The 20,680-nt window shown below is 65.3% G+C and carries 20 protein-coding genes; 11 read left to right on the forward strand and 9 right to left on the reverse strand.

All coding sequences use genetic code 11. From position 1 onward, the window contains the following. Positions 1 to 28 precede the first annotated feature (28 nt). Together BFE01S_RS03185 and BFE01S_RS37170 are read right to left on the reverse strand one after the other, a co-directional pair. Positions 29 to 1,057, reverse strand: a complete 1,029-nt coding sequence (locus BFE01S_RS03185) for an ABC transporter substrate-binding protein (protein ID WP_042337167.1) — start codon at positions 1,055 to 1,057, stop codon at positions 29 to 31. A 162-nt stretch (positions 1,058 to 1,219) separates the two neighbouring features. Continuing rightward, on the reverse strand, positions 1,220 to 2,293 hold the full coding sequence (locus BFE01S_RS37170; protein WP_042337140.1) for a substrate-binding domain-containing protein: 1,074 nt from the start codon (positions 2,291 to 2,293) through the stop codon (positions 1,220 to 1,222). Between the two features lie 929 nt (positions 2,294 to 3,222). Between BFE01S_RS37170 and BFE01S_RS03195 the strand changes: the two genes are divergently transcribed. The 4 genes from BFE01S_RS03195 (at position 3,223) to BFE01S_RS45540 (ending at position 5,632) form a co-directional block, all read left to right on the forward strand. Continuing rightward, positions 3,223 to 3,495 (forward strand): metal/formaldehyde-sensitive transcriptional repressor, encoded by a 273-nt coding sequence (locus BFE01S_RS03195; RefSeq protein WP_028224360.1) that lies wholly within the window; start codon positions 3,223 to 3,225, stop codon positions 3,493 to 3,495. 7 nt (positions 3,496 to 3,502) lie between these two features. Continuing rightward, entirely contained in the window at positions 3,503 to 4,786 is a 1,284-nt protein-coding gene (gene dmeF, locus BFE01S_RS03200) for a CDF family Co(II)/Ni(II) efflux transporter DmeF (protein ID WP_028224361.1), read from the forward strand. 3 nt (positions 4,787 to 4,789) lie between these two features. Beyond that, the gene (locus BFE01S_RS42485) at positions 4,790 to 4,867 is read left to right on the forward strand and encodes a DUF1289 domain-containing protein (RefSeq protein WP_084169512.1); all 78 of its coding nucleotides are present in this window, start codon (positions 4,790 to 4,792) and stop codon (positions 4,865 to 4,867) included. Between the two features lie 144 nt (positions 4,868 to 5,011). Further along, positions 5,012 to 5,632: a hypothetical protein gene (locus BFE01S_RS45540; protein ID WP_245621017.1), complete on the forward strand. Its 621-nt coding sequence runs from the start codon at positions 5,012 to 5,014 to the stop codon at positions 5,630 to 5,632. A 369-nt stretch (positions 5,633 to 6,001) separates the two neighbouring features. Here the strand turns inward: BFE01S_RS45540 and BFE01S_RS03215 are convergent, their stop codons facing one another. The 4 genes from BFE01S_RS03215 to BFE01S_RS43890 form a co-directional block, all read right to left on the reverse strand. Beyond that, the gene (locus tag BFE01S_RS03215; RefSeq protein ID WP_028224363.1) at positions 6,002 to 6,274 is read right to left on the reverse strand and encodes a hypothetical protein; all 273 of its coding nucleotides are present in this window, start codon (positions 6,272 to 6,274) and stop codon (positions 6,002 to 6,004) included. A gap of 123 nt (positions 6,275 to 6,397) precedes the next feature. Beyond that, on the reverse strand, positions 6,398 to 7,201 hold the full coding sequence (locus BFE01S_RS03220) for a class I SAM-dependent methyltransferase (protein ID WP_028224364.1): 804 nt from the start codon (positions 7,199 to 7,201) through the stop codon (positions 6,398 to 6,400). A 205-nt stretch (positions 7,202 to 7,406) separates the two neighbouring features. After that, a complete protein-coding gene (locus tag BFE01S_RS03225) occupies positions 7,407 to 7,655 on the reverse strand; it encodes a hypothetical protein (protein ID WP_028224365.1) in 249 nt (82 codons plus the stop codon). A 250-nt stretch (positions 7,656 to 7,905) separates the two neighbouring features. After that, positions 7,906 to 8,229, reverse strand: coding sequence for a hypothetical protein (locus BFE01S_RS43890; protein WP_156966888.1), 324 nt, complete (start codon positions 8,227 to 8,229; stop codon positions 7,906 to 7,908). On the opposite strand from BFE01S_RS43890, the gene BFE01S_RS03230 reads away from it, so the two are divergent. From BFE01S_RS03230 to BFE01S_RS37185, 5 genes are all read left to right on the forward strand, one after another. Beyond that, entirely contained in the window at positions 8,213 to 8,827 is a 615-nt protein-coding gene (locus tag BFE01S_RS03230; protein ID WP_028224366.1) for a glutathione S-transferase family protein, read from the forward strand. The genes BFE01S_RS43890 and BFE01S_RS03230 overlap by 17 nt on opposite strands. 221 nt (positions 8,828 to 9,048) lie before the next feature. After that, positions 9,049 to 9,243, forward strand: a complete 195-nt coding sequence (locus tag BFE01S_RS03235) for a hypothetical protein (protein WP_028224367.1) — start codon at positions 9,049 to 9,051, stop codon at positions 9,241 to 9,243. Between the two features lie 290 nt (positions 9,244 to 9,533). Beyond that, complete coding sequence (locus BFE01S_RS03240) at positions 9,534 to 10,916, forward strand: FAD-containing oxidoreductase (protein WP_028224368.1); 1,383 nt, start codon at positions 9,534 to 9,536, stop codon at positions 10,914 to 10,916. Further along, the gene (locus BFE01S_RS37180; RefSeq protein WP_042337142.1) at positions 10,913 to 11,341 is read left to right on the forward strand and encodes a cupin domain-containing protein; all 429 of its coding nucleotides are present in this window, start codon (positions 10,913 to 10,915) and stop codon (positions 11,339 to 11,341) included. Before BFE01S_RS03240 ends, BFE01S_RS37180 begins: the two co-directional genes overlap by 4 nt. Before the next feature lie 48 nt (positions 11,342 to 11,389). Next, positions 11,390 to 11,866 carry a metallophosphoesterase family protein gene (locus tag BFE01S_RS37185; RefSeq protein WP_156966889.1) on the forward strand — a complete coding sequence of 159 codons (477 nt, stop codon included), beginning with the start codon at positions 11,390 to 11,392 and terminating at the stop codon, positions 11,864 to 11,866. 91 nt (positions 11,867 to 11,957) lie between these two features. On the opposite strand, the gene proP is transcribed toward BFE01S_RS37185, so the two are convergent. Next, positions 11,958 to 13,424, reverse strand: a complete 1,467-nt coding sequence (proP, locus tag BFE01S_RS03255) for a glycine betaine/L-proline transporter ProP (RefSeq protein ID WP_156966890.1) — start codon at positions 13,422 to 13,424, stop codon at positions 11,958 to 11,960. 387 nt (positions 13,425 to 13,811) lie between these two features. Here proP and BFE01S_RS43895 point away from each other — a divergent pair, with 387 nt between their 5' ends. Then, positions 13,812 to 14,075 carry a hypothetical protein gene (locus BFE01S_RS43895; protein ID WP_156966891.1) on the forward strand — a complete coding sequence of 88 codons (264 nt, stop codon included), beginning with the start codon at positions 13,812 to 13,814 and terminating at the stop codon, positions 14,073 to 14,075. On the opposite strand, the gene BFE01S_RS03265 is transcribed toward BFE01S_RS43895, so the two are convergent. Together BFE01S_RS03265 and argA are read right to left on the reverse strand one after the other, a co-directional pair. After that, positions 14,051 to 14,326, reverse strand: coding sequence for an oxidative damage protection protein (locus BFE01S_RS03265; RefSeq protein WP_028224370.1), 276 nt, complete (start codon positions 14,324 to 14,326; stop codon positions 14,051 to 14,053). The genes BFE01S_RS43895 and BFE01S_RS03265 overlap by 25 nt on opposite strands. Positions 14,327 to 14,457: 131 nt before the next feature. Next, a complete protein-coding gene (gene argA, locus BFE01S_RS03270) occupies positions 14,458 to 15,849 on the reverse strand; it encodes an amino-acid N-acetyltransferase (protein WP_028224371.1) in 1,392 nt (463 codons plus the stop codon). A 23-nt stretch (positions 15,850 to 15,872) separates the two neighbouring features. On the opposite strand from argA, the gene hrpA reads away from it, so the two are divergent. Next, positions 15,873 to 20,609: an ATP-dependent RNA helicase HrpA gene (hrpA, locus tag BFE01S_RS03275; RefSeq protein WP_028224372.1), complete on the forward strand. Its 4,737-nt coding sequence runs from the start codon at positions 15,873 to 15,875 to the stop codon at positions 20,607 to 20,609. Positions 20,610 to 20,680 lie beyond the last annotated feature (71 nt).

Here is a 20,680-nt window from a genome sequence, read left to right on the forward strand (position 1 = left end):
ATTCGAGGGCGGTGCGCTCAGTGCACGATCAGTGCATGATCTGCAGGTAGCGTTCGCCGAACGCCTGCTGCTGCGCGGCCATCTTTGCGAAGTCCACCGGCTTGGCGCGCGCATAGTCGCTCGCGGGCAGGAACTTCGCGGCTGCTTCCGGCGAGAGCGCGTTCGCCCGCACGGGACGCAGGTAGGCGTTCGCCCACAGCTTTTGGCCTTCGTCGGAGAGCACGAAATCCAGCACCTTCTTGCCGTTTTCGGCGTGCGGCGCGTTTTTCACGAGGCTCATCACGTAGGGCACCGAAATCGTGCCTTCCTTGGGAATCACGAATTCCACGTTGGCGTGGTCCTTGTATTTCGCGCGATAGGCATCGAAGTCGTAGTCGAGCAGGATCGGAATCTCGCCCGAGAGCACGCGGGCGTAGGCCGTCTGCTTCGGCACGATGGGCTCGTTCGCCTTGAGCTTGCTGAACCACTCGAGGGCCGGCTGGAAGTTGTCGAGCGTGCCGCCCAGCGCGAGGTTCACGGCCACGGCGCCCGCATAGCCGACAAAGGCGCTGGACGGATCGAGATAGCCGATCATGCCTTTGTATTCGGGCTTGAGCAGGTCGGCCCACGAACGCGGCACCGGCTTGCCGTCGAGCGCGTCCTTGTTCACGAAGAAGCCGAGCGTGCCCGAGTGGATCGCGAACCAGTAGCCTTGCGGGTCCTTGAGGTTCGCGGGAATGTCGTTCCAGTGGGCGGGCTTGTACGGCGCGATCACGCCTTTATCCTTCGCCTGGAAGGCCGAGGAAATGCCCAGGTAGACCACGTCGGCGACCGGGCTCTTCTGCTCGGCCATCAGTTGCGCGATGGCCTGGCCGGAGTTCTTGTTGTCGAACGGCACGCGGATGCCGGTCTTCTGCTGGATCGCCTGGATCTGGCTCGCCCAGTCGGCCCACTCGGGCGGGCAGTTGTAGCAGATGGCGGTTTCGTCGGCCTGGGCCGCGGACGGCGCGACCAGGCCCGCGGCGAGCGCGAGGGACACGGTGGCCACGAACGGCAGCGCACGCGCGGCGCGCGTCACGGGGTCGGCGAGGCGTGCGAACAGCGGCAACGATTTAAAAATGCGGCGCGATAGCGGACCGGCGAGGGCGAATCGGCGAGTCACGGCAGGTCTCCAGGACGGGTGAAAGGTCGTAATGCGTGCCCCTCGTGTTATGAGCGCGAGGGGCCGGCGAGAAGTGATTTATGAGCGATCGAATTCGCCGTCTTCGTGCGGCTTAGGCGTGGACGGCAGCGTATCCGCGAGCGGTGCGCTCGCAATGGCGGCGATCGTGCCGCCCTCGCGCAGCGTGTGCGGCAGTGCGAGTCCGAGCGAGGCGCCCGCGTACTCGCCGCCGATGCGTGCCATCAGCCGTTGCCATGCCGAACGTCCGATCTCGCCGTTCGGCGTGCCGATGCTCACGAGCGGCGGTGCGAGCAGCTCGCCCATGGCGAGACCGTCGAAGCCGAGGATCGACATGTCCTGCGGCACGCGCATGCGCGCGCGGCGCAGGCCGCGCATCACCACCATCGCGAGCAGGTCGTTGCTGCAGAAGAGGGCGGTGGGACGTCGCGCACCGGTGGTGAGGTGCGCGAGCACCGAGGGCGCGAGTTCGTTTGCGTTGAAGTCGATTTCGAGCGCGGGCGCCGGCGTGAGCCCCGCCTGTTGCATGGCCTGCGCGTAGCCCGCGTGACGCTGCCGAGCCCGGTCGGACGCGGAGAGCGTGCCGGCCAGCATCAGGATGCGGCGGTGGCCGTGCGCGATCAGCATGCGCACGCCGTCGTAGGCAGCCTGGCGGTTATCCACGGAAACCGAGGGACGGCGCTTCGTGTCGTTGTGCATCAGCACGTAGAGCGGACCGTCGGCGTCGAGTTCGTCGAGGAGCGGATGGGTATCCGCGTCCGCTACCGTGAGGATCAGACCTTCAACGCGTTGCGTGCGCAACGTTTCGATGGCGTGGCGCTCGCGGTCGGCGTCGTATTGCGTGGTCATCAGCATGAGCCGGAAACCTTGCGCCGCAGCGAGATCGTCGATGCCCTGCAGGCATTCGGCGAAAACGGGGTTGGCGAGCGTCGGCAGCACGACGCCGATCAGGCGCGTGCGCTCGCCGCGCAACTGGCGGCCGAGGGGGCTCGGGCGGAACTTGAGCGCGTCGATGGCCTCGCGCACCTTGGCGAGCGTGACCGGATTGACGGTGTGCGGTGCGTTGATCGCTCGCGAAACGGTGGCGATCGAGAAACCGGCGTGTGCGGCGACATCCTTGATGGTTGGCGTCATGCGTGGCGGCCCGAGCGTTGTAAACGTTTTCGATGGGCCGATTATGGAAAGCGCGTGTGACGGTGGGATGACGAAGCGCGCTTGGGGAGGGGGCGGGGCAATGGTAGAATCCGGACCGCCCTTGCCGGGGTGATGAAATTGGTAAACATAGCGGACTTAAAGAAAGATTGAGTGCCCGGTCGGAAACGGCCGGTGCAGAACCCCTCAAATTCGGTGAAACCCCTGGGCGGCGCAAGCGCGGCACCGAGGCAATGCCGAGCCAAGCCTGCTGCTGCGCCTCGCGCGGCGGCGCGGAAGGTGTAGAGACTAGACGGGGGGCGCCTGGCGCGGCACGCGGCGTGATGCGCGGTGCCGCTACGGCGAAGGCATAGTCCAGCGCACGAACGCGCGCGTTGCCCCGAGCGATGCGCGCGGCGTCGAAAGACGTGGTGTGACGAAAATCCGCCGCCTCACGGCTTGCCGGTTCGAGTCCGGTCCCCGGCACCACGAAGTATTCCAGGTAGTTCCAGAGAAGTCCAAAAACCCGCCAAGATCAAAGACTTGGCGGGTTTTTTGTTTCTTGGGCGTGTGAAAGCAGTTGGGTCTTGTCGCCAATTTCGACAAGGGCGACCACGCTGGTCGATACGAGGCAGGATTCCATGGGGTTTCTGGTTACCGGGCCACGCAGTCAACACGCGATGACACGCCCCCCTGCGATCCGGGCAGGTAGGGATGCACGTCATCGGTCCTGCCAGGCTGGCGCTGCACACGCCGTGTCGCCATGAGGCAGACAAGTATGTTGGCGTGCGCCCTTGAACATCGCGTCCGAAGCGGCTACTCCCCGAAAAATGCGGCGTTTATAAGAACATGCTGCCCAATCCCATCAGGTATTTTAGTATACCCCCCCATCCTATTGATGCTACACTGCGCCCGCAAAAAGGAGAGCGCGCATGAGCCATACGATTCGCGAAAAGCAGAAGCTGCTTAACCGCATTCGCCGGATTAAAGGGCAGGTCGAAGCGATTGAAAGGGCGCTAGAGGAAGAGCGCGGTTGCATGGACGTGCTGCAACAGGTGACGAGTTGCCGCGGTGCCATGAACGGCCTGCTCGCCGTCGTGCTTGAGGACCACATTCGCACCCATCTTGTCGACGCAGAACCGGCTGACGAGCATGGCAGCGGGACCGAGCAATTAATCGAAGTAGTTCACAGCTACTTCAAGTGAGAGAAGCATGACCATGTTCGAGGACGCCGCCTTCGGGGCGGGCCATGACCATATCTTCCTCGGCGCTGCCCATGCGGACAACGAGCGCAGAACCTGGATGGTGATCGCGCTGTGCAGCGCCATGATGGTGGCCGAGATTGTCGGCGGCAGCCTTTTTGGCTCACTGGCGCTCGTTGCCGATGGCCTCCACATGTCAACGCACGCGGGCGCGATGCTGATCGCCGCGCTTGCGTATACCTATGCACGCAAGCACGCGAGCGACAACCGCTTCGTGTTCGGTACCGGCAAGCTGGGCGATCTCGCAGGCTTCACCAGCGCCATCGTGCTCGCCATGATCGCACTGCTGATCGGATACGAAGCCGTCTCGCGCTTTCTCTCGCCCGTACCCATTCGCTTCGGCCAGGCGATTCCCATCGCGATACTCGGTCTGCTAGTCAATCTTGCGAGCGTCTGGCTGCTGAGCGGCAACCACCACGGCCACAGTCATGGATACAACCACGGTCATCGTCACGGTCACGGCCATGAAGACGGGCACGAGGAAGAGGTGCATCGCATCTTCGGCAGCGCGGGCGTATTTGCTCTATCGGTCTTCGAAGACGGCGTACCGGCCGTTTTCCGCATGACGCCCGAAACGGCTTCCTCGAAACTGATCGCCAATGAGGTTTCGCTTACGACGATCCGCCCCGACGGCACGCACCAGACCTTCGCGTTTGCCGATCGCGGCGGCTATCTGGAGTCGAAGGACGACATTCCTGAGCCGCACGCATTCAGGGCCGTTGTCCTCCTGCCCGACGGTGAACACCAAATTGAATTCGAGGAACACGAGCACGATCACGACGACGCACATGCGGCCGCGAACCGTGACCACAACATTCGCTCGGCCTACATTCACGTCATTGCCGACGCGGCAGTCTCCGTGCTGGCGATCCTCGGCCTGCTGTTGGCGCGTACGTTTGGCTGGGTCTGGATGGACCCGCTTGCGGGCGTAATCGGTGCCTTGGTGATTGCAAACTGGTCGTGGGGCTTGATGCGAGATACGGGCGGCATCCTGCTCGACATGAATCCGGACAAGCGCATGGCCGAGAACGTCCGCCACGTCATCGAAGACAACGGCGACACCGTGCTCGACCTCCACGTCTGGCGCGTCGGTCCGGGGCACATGAGCGCAATCGTGTCGGTGGCTACTAGCGAAGCGCAGCGCAAGCCGGGCTTCTATCGTGCGGCACTCAAGCGTTTCAACGGACTGTCACATGTGACGGTCGAAGTGAATCCGGCTTCCGCCGCCGCCTGACCGATGGCAGTCAAATCGCCTTGCCTTGATGTCTGTGCGTTTGATGGCAAGACCGGGCTTTGTATCGGCTGCTTTCGTTAAGGGTTATTGGACGTCTGCCCTCACGCGCCGCGGCAAACTCACGGCCATGTGAATGAGGGCAGACGTCCAATAACCCTTAACGTTCTCCGCCGGTCAGGGCCGACCAGGTATCGGACCAGGTATCGTTTTGCCGGAAAGGAGAAGTTGCTGGCGCCCGGCGTCTATCCGGATTCAAGAGCGATGTATTTCAGTGGTTCGGTCGGCGAGCCATTGATCCAGGCCTGGGAGATAGCGTTGCGCAGCGCCAAAGGGCGGCAGTTTCGGGGCGAACCAGTCGTTGATGACAAGGCTGGGTTCGCCGCTGGTTTGGGACGCTCGACGGGACTGCCTGCATCGTCGACAATGGATCTTCATTTCGCCGACGATATCGTGCCCATGTTGAGAAGAAGAGCATTCACCCCCTTTCTGTGCATCGCTTTGCTTGGGGGCAGCGCAGCGGCTTCGGAGCAGTCACAAAGGCCACCGGGACCGGTAATGATGGTCCATTTCGACTATTACCCCAAGGACCTGTCGCGAATTCACGTTCTGGAACATCGGCTGGAAAGCGCGATAAAGCTTGCGGGCGTTGGCGAACTCGGTGAGACGGAATTTCACCTTGATGGCAATGACGGTTATTTGTATATGTACGGCCCTGATCCAGATCGACTGTACGTGGCGGTGCGTCCTGTCCTGAGATCGTCCAGACTGATGGCGGGCGCGGAAGTCACGAAGTGGTATGGCTCGCGCACGGAAACGTTCGTGATACGCAAAGGCGACGTGCGATAACGGCGCGACTCTCGAACTTGCCATTGGCGAGCGCGTGAGGTCTGCGTCAGCGGAGCAGAGGGCGAGGGCCGCTCAACGGCTGCCGATATGCCCCGTGCGCGGATCGATCATTCTGGCGAAGCCGAACAACGCCAGGATGCCGAACGGGCAGGCGATGAAGAATGCGATCAGCATGATTCGTATCGGTGAAAACGTAACCAAATGTTTCGTCAGTTTAAACCGATCATGCCGATTGGATACTGGGGAGAACGACAACAAACTGTTGCGCAATAGCAAGCTTCGAGCGCGCCGCGACAGCCCCCAGTCCGGCCAGATGCCCGTGCCGTGGGCCTTGCAGCGTTATCTGCCGAGCTGCTTTCGGCATCTGCCTCAGACGCAGTCGAATATTACCTCTACTGTCTGGGCCGTCACGCCGCGCAGCCCCTCGCTGTGCACCTCGACGGCGTGCATTTCCTTCCTGTGCTTGTGGCAATAGGCTTGCGCTTCCTTGATGCCGGCGTTGCGCACGCGGTTCCAGGACACGATGTCCCAGCGCGCGCGGCTCGTGACCATCAGGTGCCCATCCTGTCTTGAATTCACGTCGGTCACCGACGTGCATGCCGCCAGCATGCTGACTCCCGCCCACAGGATGCGTTTTCTCATGAATTTCCCCGGATACCGGAGCATTGTCGCTGCGCTTCGGCGCCATTGGCAACCCGAAAGAAAGGCGGCTCGCCTACTCCTGGTAAGGGGTGGCCCGAGGCGGGGTCGCCCCGGACCGCTCGCTCAGGAGGCCGCCTCTGCCTGCTTGATGGCGACGAAGGCCGCCGTTTCGTACGGCACGGTGACCGTCGTCTGTCCGCGCAAGGTCGGCTCGGCGTCGATCAGCGCGCGCACGTCCGCCTCGATCTGCGCCTGCTGGTCTGCCGGCAGCGCTGCGATGAAACTCGTCGATTTCACCCGGGCGACGATGACGTCTTCAGGCGAGCCGGTGTGTCCGACGGAGAAATGCGCTTCTTGTAACGGTCCGAATCCCGGGAACGGGAACGCCGCACGCCACTGGCCGGTGTAGTAGCGGGGCGTGTCGCCCTCCGCCCGGTTGACGATGGCGTCGAGGCGCGCCACCCAGTCCACGCGGGCGTCGCGCAGGTTCCAGATCAGGCCGAAGCGGCCGCCCGGCTTCAATACGCGATGAATTTCGGCCAGCGCGGAGGCGTTTGCGAACCAGTGGAAGGCCTGGGCGCAGACCACCGCATCGACGGACGCGTCGGCGAGCGGCATCGCCTGGGCGGCGCCGTCGCGCACGTCCACCTGCGGGAGCGCCGCGGCGAGCTTCGCGCGCATGGCCGCGACGGGTTCGATGGCGATGACGCTGGCGCCGGTTTCGACCAGCCGGCGCGTGAATTTGCCGGTGCCCGCGCCCAGATCGACCACGGTCTGGCCTGCGCGCAGGCCCAGCGTTTCGCGCAACCAGTGCGCGACTTCGGGCGGGTAATCGGGGCGGCCGCGCACGTAATGGTCGGCGGCGGTGGGCGAGTAGCCAACGGCAGCTGCCCGGTGGACATTGCCGTTGGGATCGTGTTCGGTCATGGGTCGCTCCGGCCGGTGGTCGAGAGCGCGAGCATATCACCGGCTATGGGGCCGGTGCGTCCCGAGCGGCTGGCCTGTCGGCGTGGCGGACAGGCAGAGGCAGGCGCCGTGGCAGGAAGCGCCCACAGCGCTCAGAAACGCCGTCGAAAACACGCCTGCCCCGGCGCGCGAAGACGCGCGCTGCGGGAGTCGGGCGGCTGGAGCCTCAGTCGTGCGCGGTGGCGTCGCCGACCTGCCCCTGGCCGGAGACGAGGCAGGACGAGAAGAAGTTCTCGCCCTGGCTGCGCGCACCCATCTCGGTGAAGCCGCGCGCCAGCGCCTCGGCCTTCACGAGTAAGGAACCTTGGGCACAGGTGAGCGAGTGGCCACCATGCGCCTCGAAGCGGGTGGCGACCCGGTTCGCGACGAGGAGTGCAAGGATGATGACGACGCCGACATTGAATGCTTGTCTCATGATTTCGTCTCCTGGTGCAATCAGACTAGCTCACACACGCGCGACACGAATCCAGGAGTTTCCCGGCGATGCAGTGCAGCACATGCGGCATGAAAAACCCTCGTTAAATGCGTACTGCGTAATGATTCGGTGCCCTGAGCATGCGACCTCCGTTACGTTGCGCCTTTACCGGTGCGGGCCTGCGTCGCACGGGCTTTTCGCGAGGCAGGGCATTGCGTCGCAGCAATGCCGCGTCGCGTCACGTGGGACGTCAACAAACCAATGTAGCTTCGAGGCCATAAAAGCGGGAGCCGAAAAAGCGCGACAGATCGACACGGTTGCTCATCGCGCCTTTTTGGGACAGTTTTTCGCGGCTTTTTGCTGCCCTTGGCAAGACTGACGGACGGGGTTCGGAGGGCTGCCGAAATGCGATGCCCGGCGCGAGATGTCTCGGAGTCCAGACTATGACAGTAGCCAGGGCCGCGTAGCCGGGAGTGCGGTAATGCCATGCGGACTTGTAAAGCATCTCGCGATCCCGCACTATCGACGCCCGTTCCCTTTTTCGATGAGGCAAAGCCATGCAGTTGATCGGCATGATGGACTCCCCCTACGTGCGCCGCGTTGCCATTTCGTTGCACGTGCTCGGACTGCCGTTCGAGCATCGCAGCGTGTCCGTCTTCAGCGGCTACGAGGTGTTTGCCCAGATCAATCCGGTCGTGAAGGCGCCCACGCTGGTCGACGACGACGGCACCTTGCTTGTCGATTCGACACTGATTCTGGATTACCTCGACCGCAAGGTGCCGGCAGAGCGGCGTCTCATGCCCGAAGAAAACCAGGAGCGCGTTTTCGCGCTGCGCGTGAACGGCTTTGCGCTCGCGGCGATGGAAAAGACCGTCCAGCAGGTGTACGAGCGCCAGTTGCGGCCAGCCGAGCGCCAGCACGAGCCGTGGTTCGAGCGCGTGAGCGCGCAGATGCACGCGGCGTACACGATCCTGGACGCACTCGTGGCGGGCCGGCAAGGGTGGCTCTGTGCGGGCCGGATCACGCAGGCGGACATCACGGCGGCCGTGGCATGGCGTTTTACGCAACACATTCTCCCGGGCGCGGCCGAGGCGGCCCGCTATCCGGCATTGGCGGCCCTCTCCGCGCGTGCCGAGCAGTTGCCCGAATTCGTCGCCACGCCGCTCGAATAGGCCGTCCGGGGCGCACGCCCGGGATGCCGGCGGCGGCGTCCGGGCGCCGCTATCGCGCCGATAGCCCCTTGTCCGGGCGCCTTTGCGTCGATTGTTCATCTGTGGCGACAAGTGACTTCACTTTTGAGGCATTTATCGGCGCACGATTCATTCCTAGAATGGCATTCATTGAAATGCCATGGCATCCCCGCTGGAAGCAATGGCCAAGCGCGGGAGCCATCATGAAATCCTTTATCGAACGACAGCTATATCAACCTGCACTGGTTTTGCCGATGGTGGACCTCATGCAGATGATGGTTTCGCTCGACTTCAATCTGGGCCAGGTCGGGCTCATGGTCGCCACACGGGGCGCGCGGGCCGCACTGCAGCGTTCGCGCGAACTGCTCGTCGCCGCACACGGCGATTGCGTGCACTGACCTGACCCTGCTGCCCAGCCTGTTGCCGATACGAAACGCAGCGAAATTCCGATCCCCCTGACGCGCGGCAGCTTCGCCCGTTTGCTGTTGTGGCGTCACCCTGTGAGCCGTCTCGCAGCGCGAGACGGCTCTTTTTTTCCCGATTTCCGATAAGCGCCGTGCGGCGGCCACGCTCGCGCGGGTCTGCCGCGATCGCGGCGTAAGATGGCGCGAGGTGCGGGCGGTGCGCGTGCGCCGCAACGCAGTGACACCGTGACGCCGCAACAGGACTGTCACGAAGGAGAGCCGGCATGGCAGAGCGATTCGATGCAATCGTGATCGGCAGCGGGCAGAGCGGGCCGCCGCTGGCCGTGCGGCTCGGCAAGAGCGGGCGCAAAACGGCGATCATCGAGCGCGCGGCGTTTGGCGGCACCTGTGTCAATGTCGGGTGCACCCCCACCAAGGCTTATGTGGCGTGTGCGCGCGCGGCCCACGTCGCGCGTCATGCGGCGGACTATGGCGTGCACGCCGGCGGGGCAGTCAGTGTCGATCTGGCTTTCGTGAAGGCACGCAAGGACCGCATCATCGGTGCCTCGCGCGAAGGCGTCGAACGCTGGCTGCGCACGGCGCCCAACGTGAGCGTGTTTCAGGGACATGCACGTTTTAGTGGGCCTCACGTCGTGCAGATTGCCGGCGCCGGCGCGCCGCTCGAACTGGAAGCACCGGAAATCTTCATCAATACCGGCACGCGGGCACTCGTGCCGGCCATTGCCGGTATCGATCGCATTCAGTACGAAACGAATTCCACGATACTCGAACTTCAGAGCTTGCCGCCGCATCTCGCGATTATCGGCGGCAGCTATATCGCGCTCGAATTCGCGCAGATATTCCGCCGCTTCGGCAGCCGCGTCACGGTGCTGGTGCGCGGCGAGCGCTTGCTCTCGCGCGAGGACGACGACGTGGCCCGCGCGGTGCAGGACGTGCTGGCGAACGAGGGCATCGAGTTTCGTTTCGGCACCGAACCGCGCAGTGTCGAACCGCTTGCCGGCGGTGGCGTGCGTATCGCACTCGATGGCGAATCGCTCGATGTTTCGCATCTGCTCTGCGCCACCGGACGCATTCCGAATACCGACGATCTTGGCCTCGACGCGGCCGGCATTACGCGCGACAAGCACGGCCATATTCCCGTCGATGGCCAGTTGCGCACGAACGTGGAGGGCGTGTGGGCGCTTGGCGACGTCAACGGGCGCGGCGCATTCACGCACACCTCTTACGACGATTTCCAGATCGTCGCGGCCAACCTGCTGGACGGAGCGAGCCGCAGTGCCGACACGCGCATTCCCGCGTGGGCGGTGTTCGTCGATCCGCCGCTCGCGCGCGTAGGCATGAGCGAGCGCGAGGTGCGCGCAAGCGGGCGGCCCGCGCTGATCGCGACCATGCCGATGACGCGCGTGGGCCGGGCGCGCGAGCGCGGCGAAACGGATGGCTTCATGAAGGCGCTCGTGGATGCGCAGACAAAGCGCATTCTGGGCGCGTCGATCTTCGGCATAGAGGGCGATGAGGCGATCCATACCTTCATCGATACGATGACCGCCGGCGCACCCTATACGACGCTGCAGTTCGCGATGCACGTGCACCCCACGGTGAGCGAACTGGTGCCCACGCTGCTCGATGGCCTTACACCGCTGCAATGAGTGCGGCGCACGGGCACGCAATCGGCAACCGCTTCGGCAACCGCAGTGGCAACCGCATTGGCAACCTCTTTGCCGGCATCGACCGTGATGCAGGTGCCGAGCACTTCGAGCAACTGGCCGGCCGGGACGGCGTGGTGATCGAGCGCATTGTCTCGACGGGGCAGGCGAGCCCCGAGGGCTTCTGGTACGACGATCCGCGCGACGAATGGGTCGTGCTGCTCGCGGGTGCCGCCGCGCTGCAGTTCGAAGCCGAAGGCGACGCGCTTCGGCCGTTGCAGCCCGGCGATTACGTGCAGATCCCGGCGCACTGCCGGCATCGCGTGGCGTGGACCGACGAGGCGGCGCCCACGGTCTGGCTCGCCGTGTACTTCGGCGGCGATGACCGGCGCGCGCTGCCGCACACTTCCGGCGATAATCGCGCATAAGTCCACCTTGTGCCGGCTGTTGCGTCGATGTTGCCCGGAAGCCCCCGTATGCCACCTCAAACGCCGCTTCGCGTCGCCCTCGTTTCCGATACGCACAATCTGGTGCGCCCCGAACTCCAGCGCTTCCTTGAAGGCTGCGACGCGATTGTTCATGCCGGCGACATCTGCCATCCCGATGTGCTGGATACGCTCGCCGCAATCGCCCCGTTTACCGCTGTGCGCGGCAACAACGATCGCGGCGCGTGGGCCGACGCATTGCCGGTGCAAACGGTGCTCGAGATCGGTGGACTGAAGATCGCGGTGGTGCACGAACTGCCCGATCTTCAAGGCGATCCGGCACAGGCGGGCATAGCGGTCGTCGTGAGCGGACACTCGCACAAGCCGTCTTGCACAACGCGCGATGGCGTGCTTTACGTGAATCCCGGCAGCGCCGGGCCGCGGCGCTTCAAGCTACCCGTTACGGCCGCGATGTTGACGATCGGAAACCCGGGCGCTCCGAGCGTCGAACATACCCATCTGATCTGAACGACTGGAAGGATGGATCGGAACGCCCTGCCGCAGAAAGCAAAAAAGCCAGCGCGAAGCTGGCTTTTCGAGTGCTGCGACGCGAGGCCCGTTATGCGCGCACCGCGTTGGCCGTGGCGTATTCGTCGTCGAATTCGCGCGCGAGGCGCTCCCCGCGCAGCACGGCATGCGCTTCGGCCCGGGTCCCCACGCTCGGTGCCGAACCCGGCAGCGGGCGGCGCGCGGTTTCGTGCAGCGCGAGCACCGCGACAATGCCGATCACCGCGGCGCCCATCAGATAGTAGGCAGGCATCATGAGATTGTGCGTGCTGTCCACGAGCCAGGCGGCCACGAGCGGCGTGGTGCCCCCGAACAGCGACACCGAGACGTTGAAGCCGATCGCAAGCGCGCCGTAGCGGATCGAGGTCGGGAACAGCGCCGGCAGTGCCGAAGGCATCACCCCCGTGAAGCACGACAGCAGCGCGCCCAGAATCAGCAGCCCGCAGAACACCGGCAGCACCTCGGCCGACTGGATCAGCATGAGCGACGGGATCGAGAGCGCGAGGAGACCCACGCAGCCCGCGAGCATCACCGGCTTGCGGCCGATCGCATCGGAAAGCCGGCCGGCGGCGAGCGTCATCGGCATCATCAGCACCATCACGACGAGCACGAGGAAGAGGCCCCAGGTCTCGTTGAAATGCAGCGTCGCCGAGAGGTAGCTCGGCAGATACGAGAGCGCCATATAGTCGGTCACGTTGAAGATCAGCACGAGGCCCACGCACAGCAGGAAGGGGCGCAGGTGCTGCGTGACGAGCGAGCCGAGCGTCATCTTCGGGCGCGCGTTTTCGTCCGCTTCGCGGGCTTCGGCCTCGCGCTTGAACGCCGGCGTTTCTTCGAGTTTCATGCGGATATAGAGACCCACGAGCCCGAGCGGCCCCGCGATCAGGAACGGGATGCGCCAGCCCCAGTCGAGCAGCGCCGCATGCGAGAGCGTTGCGGTGAGCAGCGCCACGGTGCCCGCGCCCAGCACGTAGCCGATCAGCGTGCCGAATTCGAGGAAGCTGCCCATGAAGCCGCGGCGCTTGTCGGTGGCGAATTCCGCAATGAAAGTGGCTGCGCCGCCGTACTCGCCGCCCGTCGAAAAGCCCTGCACGAGCCGCGCGACGAGCAGCAGCGCGGGTGCGGCAACGCCGATCGAGGCGTAGGAGGGGATCAGGCCGATCGCGAAGGTGCCGCAGGCCATCATGATCATCGTCATCGCGAGCACGCGCTGGCGGCCGATCCGGTCGCCGAGCGGCCCGAACACCATGCCGCCGATCGGCCGCACGAGAAACGCCGCCGCGAAGGTGCCGAAGGTTGCGATGAGCTGCGCCGAAGGGCTGCTCGAGGGGAAGAACACCTGGCCGAGCGTCACGGCGATATAGCTGTACACGCCGAAGTCGAACCATTCCATCGCGTTGCCGAGCGCCATGGCGCCCACGGCACGCTTGAGGAGGTTTTTATCGACGATCGTGATGTCGTCGAGGCTGAGATCGGTCGGGGCCGATGATCCGGAGGTGGAAGCGGTCAAGGTTTGCATCTCCAATGACTGCGGGGGCCGCATGCGCGGTCGCCACGGTTTGCCGGGAGAGTGCGGTTTCGCGAAAGGGCGGGCCGGCCCGGCGGCGCGTGCTCGAACGGATCGAGCGCGGGCGAGGTACGGGACAGGCGTGCCGATGCGTCGCGAAACGACACTCGGTCGAATTGTGCGTAGTCGTTGCACCTGCGTGGCCTTGTTGGGGGGCAGATGCATGAGGACGCTGGACGGGCACGGGCGTGCCTGTGAAGCGCCGCTGAAACGAAAAAGACAGCCGCGTGGCGGTTCAGTCTCTTTGTATGAAAACGTTCAATTTGCTGCGCATGTCGCGCTTTGGATTGAACGCAATTGATGGCCAAAGCCTGTTGAACGAAGCGGCATGATAGCACGATGACCGAAGATCGTGCAAACTGCCGCTATTTCCTGCCGCGCTGCAACACGCTGCAGGCCCTGCCTGGCGGGGGATTGCGCCGATTTCGCTGGGCCGTGGCGGGGGCCCGGAAATACCATAAACGCATAAAAAAATCCGCGCACGGGGGCGCGGATTTTGTCAGGCTTTTTGCCTCGCTTCCGGCCCGAACGCCGAGCCGGAACAGTGAGCAAGAGAGCGAGCAAAACAGCGGGGTAAATCAGCCCTCGGTCGGCGGCACGTAGCCGGCTGCCTGGTCGGCGCCTTCGCCGAAGAAGAACTTCTCGGTCTGCTTCATCAGATACTGGCGCGCGCGCGGATCGGCCATGTTCAGGCGGTTCTCGTTGATGAGCATGGTCTGCTGCTTGAGCCAGAGCTGCCAGGCTTCCTTGGAGACGCTTTCGTAAATGCGCTTGCCGAGTTCGCCCGGCAGCGGCGGAAAGTCGAGACCCTCGGCTTCCTTGCCGAGCTTCGCGCATTGAATCATTCGGGCCATGCTGTGCTTCTCCTGTCGATCCGAAGTGGGTGCTTTCGCCCCGGTTCCGGTCCCATGCAAGGGATTGCTGTAGTCGTGCGGGGGTGGGCGTCTCGCGCGATGGCTGCGCTATCGGCGCGCGGGCCCGGTCATCAAAGCTGCTTCATGAGCACGAGCGACTTGCGCTGCCAGTTATAGAGGCGGCGGCGGTCTTCGGGCAGATCGTCAACCGTGGCCTTCACGAAGCCACGCTTGAGGAACCAGTGTTCGGTGCGCGTCGTCAGCACGAAGATGCGCGTGAGGCCGCGCGCCCGCGCGCGCTGCTCGATGCGGCGCAAGAGGCGTTCGCCGTCGCCCGAGCCCTGCGCTTCGGGCGACACGGTCAGGCATGCCATTTCGCCGATGCGCTCCTGCGGGTACGCGTACAGCGCCGCGCAGCCGAACAGCACGCCATCGTGCTCGATCACCGAGAAGTGGTCGATGTCGCGCTCGATCTGGTGGCGTCCGCGCCGCACGAGCGTGCCGTCCATCTCGAGCGGCTCGATCAGCGTGAGAATACCGCCGACGTCGTCGGGCGTGGCTTCGCGCAGGCTCTCGAGGTTCTCATAGGAAATCATCGTGCCGACGCCGTCGTGCAGGAAGAGTTCGAGCAGCATGCTGCCGTCGAGCGCGTACGGCAGGATGTGGGCGCGGCCCACGCCGCCGCGGCAGGCGCGGATCGAGTGCTTGAGGTAGAACGCGGCGTCGCCGAGCACGGTACCGCTTTCGTGCAGCTTGTAGGCGTCGTCGAGCGACATTTCGCGAATCAGCTCGCCTTCCTCGCCCATCAGGCCCGAGGTTTCCGTAAGGAAAATAATTTTATCGGCGCGCAGTGCGATGGCCGCCGCCGAAGCGACGTCTTCCATCGACAGATTGAACGCCTCGCCGGTGGGCGAAAAGCCGAGCGGCGAGAGCAGCACGAGCTTGCGGCTTGCGAGCGAGTGGCGGATCGAATCGGCGTCGATCTTGCGCACGACGCCCGTGTGCTGGAAGTCCACGCCATCCAGGATACCCACGGGACGCGCCGTCACGAAGTTGCCCGACACCACGCTGATGTGCGCGTGCGCCATCGGCGTGTTCGGCAGACCCTGGCTGATCGCGGCCTCGATATCCAGACGCACTTCGCCGGCCGCTTCCTTCGCCGATTCGAGCGCGCGGGCGTTGGTGATGCGCATGCCGTGCGAGAACTCGGATTCCACGCCGTGCAGGCTCATCTGCTCTTCGACCTGGGGGCGCGAGCCGTGCACGAGCACGATCTGGATGCCCATGGCCTGCAGGAGCGCGATGTCGGCGACGAGCGCATTGAGCAGATTCTGGTGCACGACTTCGCCGCCGAAACCGACGACGAACGTCTTGCCCTGGAAGGCGTGAATGTAGGGCGCGACCGATCGCATCCAGTCGACGAACTGCGCGTGCTGCGCGCCGATCTGAGCGGCGGATTCCGCTGCGGCGGCAGGGGCTGCCGAATCTGCGGGCGCGGGGACGAGGTCGGTTTGGGAATTCATGCCCGGGATTATAATGCGCCCCCATGTCGAATGTACCCAAAAGACCTGCGTCGGCGCAGGGCAGCAACACCCGCGACGAGTCCGGCGCGGCGCACGGCGGCGCGCAGGAAAAGCGCGCCTCGCAGAAGTATGGCGACGGGCAGAACCTGGCGTCGGCGGACCGGCTTTCGGCGCTCATGAAAGGCGGTGTGCTGGGCGGCGCGCGCGTGCAGGACCGGCGCGGGCAGCAGGCGCCGCAGGAAGGGCGCGAGGAGAAGGCTGTGCAGATGGCGGCGCGGGCCGGGGAGCAGTCTTCGCCGCTTGCGCCGACGGTCGGGCCGCGCGCCGAACCGGCGCGCGCAGGAAGCGGCGAAACGACCCCCGAAGCAACGCGCGCAGCGCAGCCCGCGGCTCAGTCCGAGCCGAGCCCACGCGAGCCGCGTGAGCCACATGAACCGCGTGAGCCACATGAACCGCGCCTCGCCAGGACAGGCGCGAAGCCGGCGTTGCGCGAGCGCGCTGCGCAGCGCGAACCGCGCAGCGGACAAGGCGCGCCGCGCGAACGGCGCGCGGGCGAGACGCCGCGCAGCGAGCCACTGCCGCACACGGAACAGCCGCGCGAACAACGGCCGCACGAACAACAGCCGCACGAACAACGGCCGCAAAAATCCACCCCTCAGGCGCGAGCCGAACGCGCACGCGCACAGCAGCCCGCGCGCGCGGAGCAACGCCCGGTGCAGGCAGAACGGAGTGCACGCGCCGGCCAGCAGGGCGAGATTCAACGCAAGGAAAGCAGCGAACGCAAGGAAGGCAGCCAACGCCCCGCGCGCCGCGTGATCGAGCCGAACCCCATTCCCCCCGTCACGTTCCCCGAAGCGCTGCCCGTTTCCGGCCGCCGCGAGGAAATCGCACGCGCGATCGCCGGACATCAGGTCGTGATCGTGAGCGGCGAGACGGGCTCGGGCAAGACCACCCAGTTGCCAAAAATCGCGCTCGCGCTCGGGCGTGGCCTGGGCGCCGGCGGCACGGGCCTCATCGGCCACACGCAGCCGCGCCGGATCGCGGCGTCGGCCACAGGGCGCCGCATTGCCGAGGAACTCGGCACGCCGTTCGGCGAGGTGGTGGGCTACAAGGTGCGGTTCACGGACAACCTCTCGCCGGGCGCCACGGTCAAGCTCATGACCGACGGTATCCTGCTTGCCGAGACGCAAACCGATCCGCTCCTGAAGGCCTACGACACGATCATCATCGACGAGGCGCACGAGCGCAGCCTCAACATCGACTTTCTGCTCGGCTATCTGAAAGAGATCCTGCCGCGCCGGCCGGACCTCAAGCTGATCGTGACGTCCGCGACCATCGACGCGGAGCGTTTCGCGCGCCACTTCGGCAGCGAGGAGAAACCCGCGCCGGTGATCGAGGTGAGCGGGCGGCTCTATCCGGTGGAGGTGCGCTATCGCCCGGTGCAGGAAGACAGCCCCGCGGTGAAGGCCGCACAGGGCACGACGGGGCGGGAAAAAGGCAAGTCGCAACGCGACGCCGACCGCGACCTGATGGACGCCATTGTCGACGCCGTGGACGAACTCTGCCGCGAAGGTTCGGGCGACGTGCTCGTGTTCCTGCCCGGCGAGCGCGAGATCCGCGACGCCGCCGAGGCGCTGCGCAAGCACCATCCGCCGCACACGGAAATCCTGCCGCTTTTCGCGCGGCTTTCCGCGCAGGAGCAGGAGCGCGTGTTCAAGCCTTCGAACGCGCGCCGCATCGTGCTGGCCACCAATGTCGCGGAAACCTCGCTCACGGTGCCGGGCATCCGCTATGTGGTCGATACGGGGCTCGCGCGCGTGAAGCGCTATTCGTATCGCAACAAGGTCGAGCAGTTGCAGATCGAGTCGATCTCGCAGGCTGCCGCCAACCAGCGCGCGGGCCGCTGCGGCCGGGTGGCGGACGGCGTCTGCATTCGTCTCTACGAAGAGCAGGATTTCCTGTCGCGCCCAAAATTTTCCGATCCGGAAATTTTGCGTTCGTCGCTCGCGGCCGTGATTTTGCGCATGAAGTCGCTGCACCTCACGGCCATCGAAACGTTCCCGTTCATCGAGCCGCCGCCGGGCCGCGCGATTGCGGACGGCTACCAGCTTCTGAACGAACTGGGCGCCGTGGACGACGACAACGCGCTCACGCCGCTGGGCCGCGAACTCGCGCGCCTGCCGCTCGATCCGCGCGTGGGCCGCATGATTCTCGGCGCTCGCGACGAGCAGTCGCTGCGCGAGGTGCTGATCATCGCGAGCGCGCTTTCGGTGCAGGACCCGCGCGACCGGCCGATCGAGGCGCAGGAGCAGGCCGACCAGGCGCACCGGCGCTTTGCCGACGAGCGCTCCGAATTCCTCCAGTGGCTGAAGATCTGGGCATGGTTCGAGGAAGCCGTCGCGCACAAGAAGTCGAACCGGCAGTTGCAGGACGCTTGCCGCGCGAATTTCCTTTCGCACTTGCGCCTGCGCGAATGGCGCGACGTCCACTCGCAGTTGCTCACGGTGGTGCGCGAGCATGGCTGGCGGCTGAACGAATCGGAGGCCACCTATGAGCAGATTCATCACGCGCTGCTCACGGGCCTGCTCGGCAATATCGGACTGAAGGCCGACGACGAGCCGCATTACCTCGGCGCGCGCGGCATCAAGTTCCATTTGTGGCCGGGTTCCGCGCTCGTGAAGAAGGCGGGGCGCTGGGTCGTGGCCGCCGAACTCGTCGAGACGAGCCGGCTCTACGCGCGCACGATCGCGAAGATCGAGCCCGAATGGCTCGAGAAGGTCGGGGCGCATCTGCTCAAGAAGTCGCTGTCCGAGCCGCACTGGGAAAAGCGTGCGGCGCAGGTGAGCGCGTTCGAGCGCGGCGTGCTGTACGGCTTGCCGGTTTATCAGCGCCGCCGCGTGGCGTTCGGCCGCCAGGACCCGGCGCGGGCACGCGAACTCTTCATCCGGGGCGCGCTCGTGGAAGGCGAGTTCGATACGAAGCTCGCGTTCTTCGCGCACAACCGCAAGCTGCTGGCCGATATCGAGCAACTGGAGCACAAATCGCGCCGCCAGGACGTGCTGGTGGACGACGAACTGATCTACGGGTTCTACGATCAGGCGATTCCCGAAGGTATCTATTCGGGGGCGTCGTTCGAACGCTGGTATCGCGATGAGGTGAAGAAGAGCGGCCAGCCCGAGGACAAGCTGCGCCTCCTCTATCTCTCCCGCGACGACCTGATGCGCCACGAAGCGGCAGGCGTCACCACGGACCTGTTCCCGAAGCGCATGACGATGTCGGGCGCCGCGATGGCGCTCACCTATCACTTCGAGCCGGGCTCGCCGCGCGACGGCGTGACGCTCGCGGTGCCGCTCTATGCACTCAATCAGGTCGATGCGCGGCGTTGCGAATGGCTCGTGCCGGGCATGCTCAAGGAGAAGGCGCAACTGCTGCTCAAGTCGCTGCCGCAGAAACTGCGGCGCCACTGCGTGCCGCTGCCGGAGTATGCGGCCGGCTTCGCCGAGCGCGCGGGTGCGCAGCGTTTCGGCGCAGGCGGCCTCGTGGAAGCATTGATCGCCGACGTGCGCGAGCAGAAGCAGATCGCGCTGAAGACCGCGGACTTCAAGCTCGAAACGTTGCCCGCGCACCTCTTCATGAACTTCAAGGTGATCGACGAGCACGGGCGCCAGCTCGCCATGGGCCGCAACCTCGCGCAACTGCGGGCGGAACTCGGCGCGCAGGCGCAGCAGCAGTTCCAGAAGCTTGCGAGCGCAACGGCTCTGGCGGCGCTGGAAACGCGAGGCCAGGAGGACGCGGACGGCGAGGCGCCGCAAACGCCGACGCCGGCCACCGCCGCCAGAGGCACCGCGCCCCATACCCCTCAGACGCCTGCCCCGGCGGGAGCGGCGGGTGCCGCGCCCGCCACGGCGCTCTACGAAAACCTCACGACCTGGAACTTCGGCAAGCTGCCCGAGCTGCTCGAAATCCGCCGGGGTGGCCAGACGCTCTTCGGCTACCCGGCGCTTGTGGACCGCGGCTCGCATTGCGACGTCGAGGTATTCGATTCGCCCGAGGAAGCCGCGCGTATTCATCGCGCCGGATTGCGGCGGCTTTTCTGGCTGCAGCTGCGCGAGCCGATCCGCTACCTGGAGAAGAACCTGCCCGGCCTGCGCGAGATGGCGATGCATTTCATGGCGCGCGCGACGCAAGAGGAACTGCGCGACCAGTTGATCGAACTCGCGCTCGACCGCGCGTGCCTGCAGGACCCGCTGCCCGACGACGACGCGAGCTTCCACGCGCGCCGCGACGAGGGCCGCGGACGCCTCTCGCTGCTGGCGCAGGAAATCGCGCGGCTCGCGGGCCAGATCCTCGCGGAATACGCCACGGTGACGAAGAAGCTCGTGCAGGCGAAGGCCTTCGGGCAGCCCGCGGCCGACATGCAGGCGCAGCTCGACGCGCTGATCGGCAAGCGCTTTATCGTCGATACGCCGTATGCGCAGCTCGTGCATTTCCCGCGCTATCTGAAGGGCATTGCGCTGCGCATCGACAAGCTGCGCGCCGACGTTGCCCGCGACGCGCGCCAGTTCGCCGAATTCCAGCCGCTCCTGCAGCAGTACCAGCGGGCGCTGTCCCAGCGCGGCGGCGTGTTCGATCCGCGGCTTGGGGAGTTCCGCTGGCTGCTGGAGGAGCTGCGCATTTCGCTCTTCGCGCAGGAGCTGCGCACGCCCATGCCGGTCTCGGTCAAGCGCCTGCACAAGGTCTGGGAGTCGATGCAGCGCTAGCGCGAGGCGCCCTGGGCGCGCGATGTTCTGACGCAGGGCATTTTTCAACGGCCCTACGTCAACCTTGCGGA

Source organism: Paraburkholderia ferrariae NBRC 106233 (assembly GCF_000685035.1).
In the GTDB taxonomy this organism is placed as follows: Bacteria; Pseudomonadota; Gammaproteobacteria; order Burkholderiales; family Burkholderiaceae; genus Paraburkholderia; species Paraburkholderia ferrariae.

What these genes read in the sequence shown, in the direction of transcription:
- BFE01S_RS37170 (WP_042337140.1), bottom strand. Translation starts at nt 2,293, where the DNA reads ATGACGCCAACCATCAAGGATGTCGCCGCACACGCCGGTTTCTCGATC.
- BFE01S_RS03195 (WP_028224360.1), top strand. Translation starts at nt 3,223, where the DNA reads ATGAGCCATACGATTCGCGAAAAGCAGAAGCTGCTTAACCGCATTCGC.
- dmeF (WP_028224361.1), top strand. Translation starts at nt 3,503, where the DNA reads ATGACCATGTTCGAGGACGCCGCCTTCGGGGCGGGCCATGACCATATC.
- BFE01S_RS42485 (WP_084169512.1), top strand. Translation starts at nt 4,790, where the DNA reads ATGGCAGTCAAATCGCCTTGCCTTGATGTCTGTGCGTTTGATGGCAAG.
- BFE01S_RS03215 (WP_028224363.1), bottom strand. Translation starts at nt 6,274, where the DNA reads ATGAGAAAACGCATCCTGTGGGCGGGAGTCAGCATGCTGGCGGCATGC.
- BFE01S_RS03220 (WP_028224364.1), bottom strand. Translation starts at nt 7,201, where the DNA reads ATGACCGAACACGATCCCAACGGCAATGTCCACCGGGCAGCTGCCGTT.
- BFE01S_RS03225 (WP_028224365.1), bottom strand. Translation starts at nt 7,655, where the DNA reads ATGAGACAAGCATTCAATGTCGGCGTCGTCATCATCCTTGCACTCCTC.
- BFE01S_RS03230 (WP_028224366.1), top strand. Translation starts at nt 8,213, where the DNA reads ATGCAGTTGATCGGCATGATGGACTCCCCCTACGTGCGCCGCGTTGCC.
- BFE01S_RS43890 (WP_156966888.1), bottom strand. Translation starts at nt 8,229, where the DNA reads ATGCCGATCAACTGCATGGCTTTGCCTCATCGAAAAAGGGAACGGGCG.
- BFE01S_RS03235 (WP_028224367.1), top strand. Translation starts at nt 9,049, where the DNA reads ATGAAATCCTTTATCGAACGACAGCTATATCAACCTGCACTGGTTTTG.
- BFE01S_RS03240 (WP_028224368.1), top strand. Translation starts at nt 9,534, where the DNA reads ATGGCAGAGCGATTCGATGCAATCGTGATCGGCAGCGGGCAGAGCGGG.
- BFE01S_RS37180 (WP_042337142.1), top strand. Translation starts at nt 10,913, where the DNA reads ATGAGTGCGGCGCACGGGCACGCAATCGGCAACCGCTTCGGCAACCGC.
- BFE01S_RS37185 (WP_156966889.1), top strand. Translation starts at nt 11,390, where the DNA reads ATGCCACCTCAAACGCCGCTTCGCGTCGCCCTCGTTTCCGATACGCAC.
- proP (WP_156966890.1), bottom strand. Translation starts at nt 13,424, where the DNA reads ATGCAAACCTTGACCGCTTCCACCTCCGGATCATCGGCCCCGACCGAT.
- BFE01S_RS43895 (WP_156966891.1), top strand. Translation starts at nt 13,812, where the DNA reads ATGACCGAAGATCGTGCAAACTGCCGCTATTTCCTGCCGCGCTGCAAC.
- BFE01S_RS03265 (WP_028224370.1), bottom strand. Translation starts at nt 14,326, where the DNA reads ATGGCCCGAATGATTCAATGCGCGAAGCTCGGCAAGGAAGCCGAGGGT.
- argA (WP_028224371.1), bottom strand. Translation starts at nt 15,849, where the DNA reads ATGAATTCCCAAACCGACCTCGTCCCCGCGCCCGCAGATTCGGCAGCC.
- hrpA (WP_028224372.1), top strand. Translation starts at nt 15,873, where the DNA reads ATGTCGAATGTACCCAAAAGACCTGCGTCGGCGCAGGGCAGCAACACC.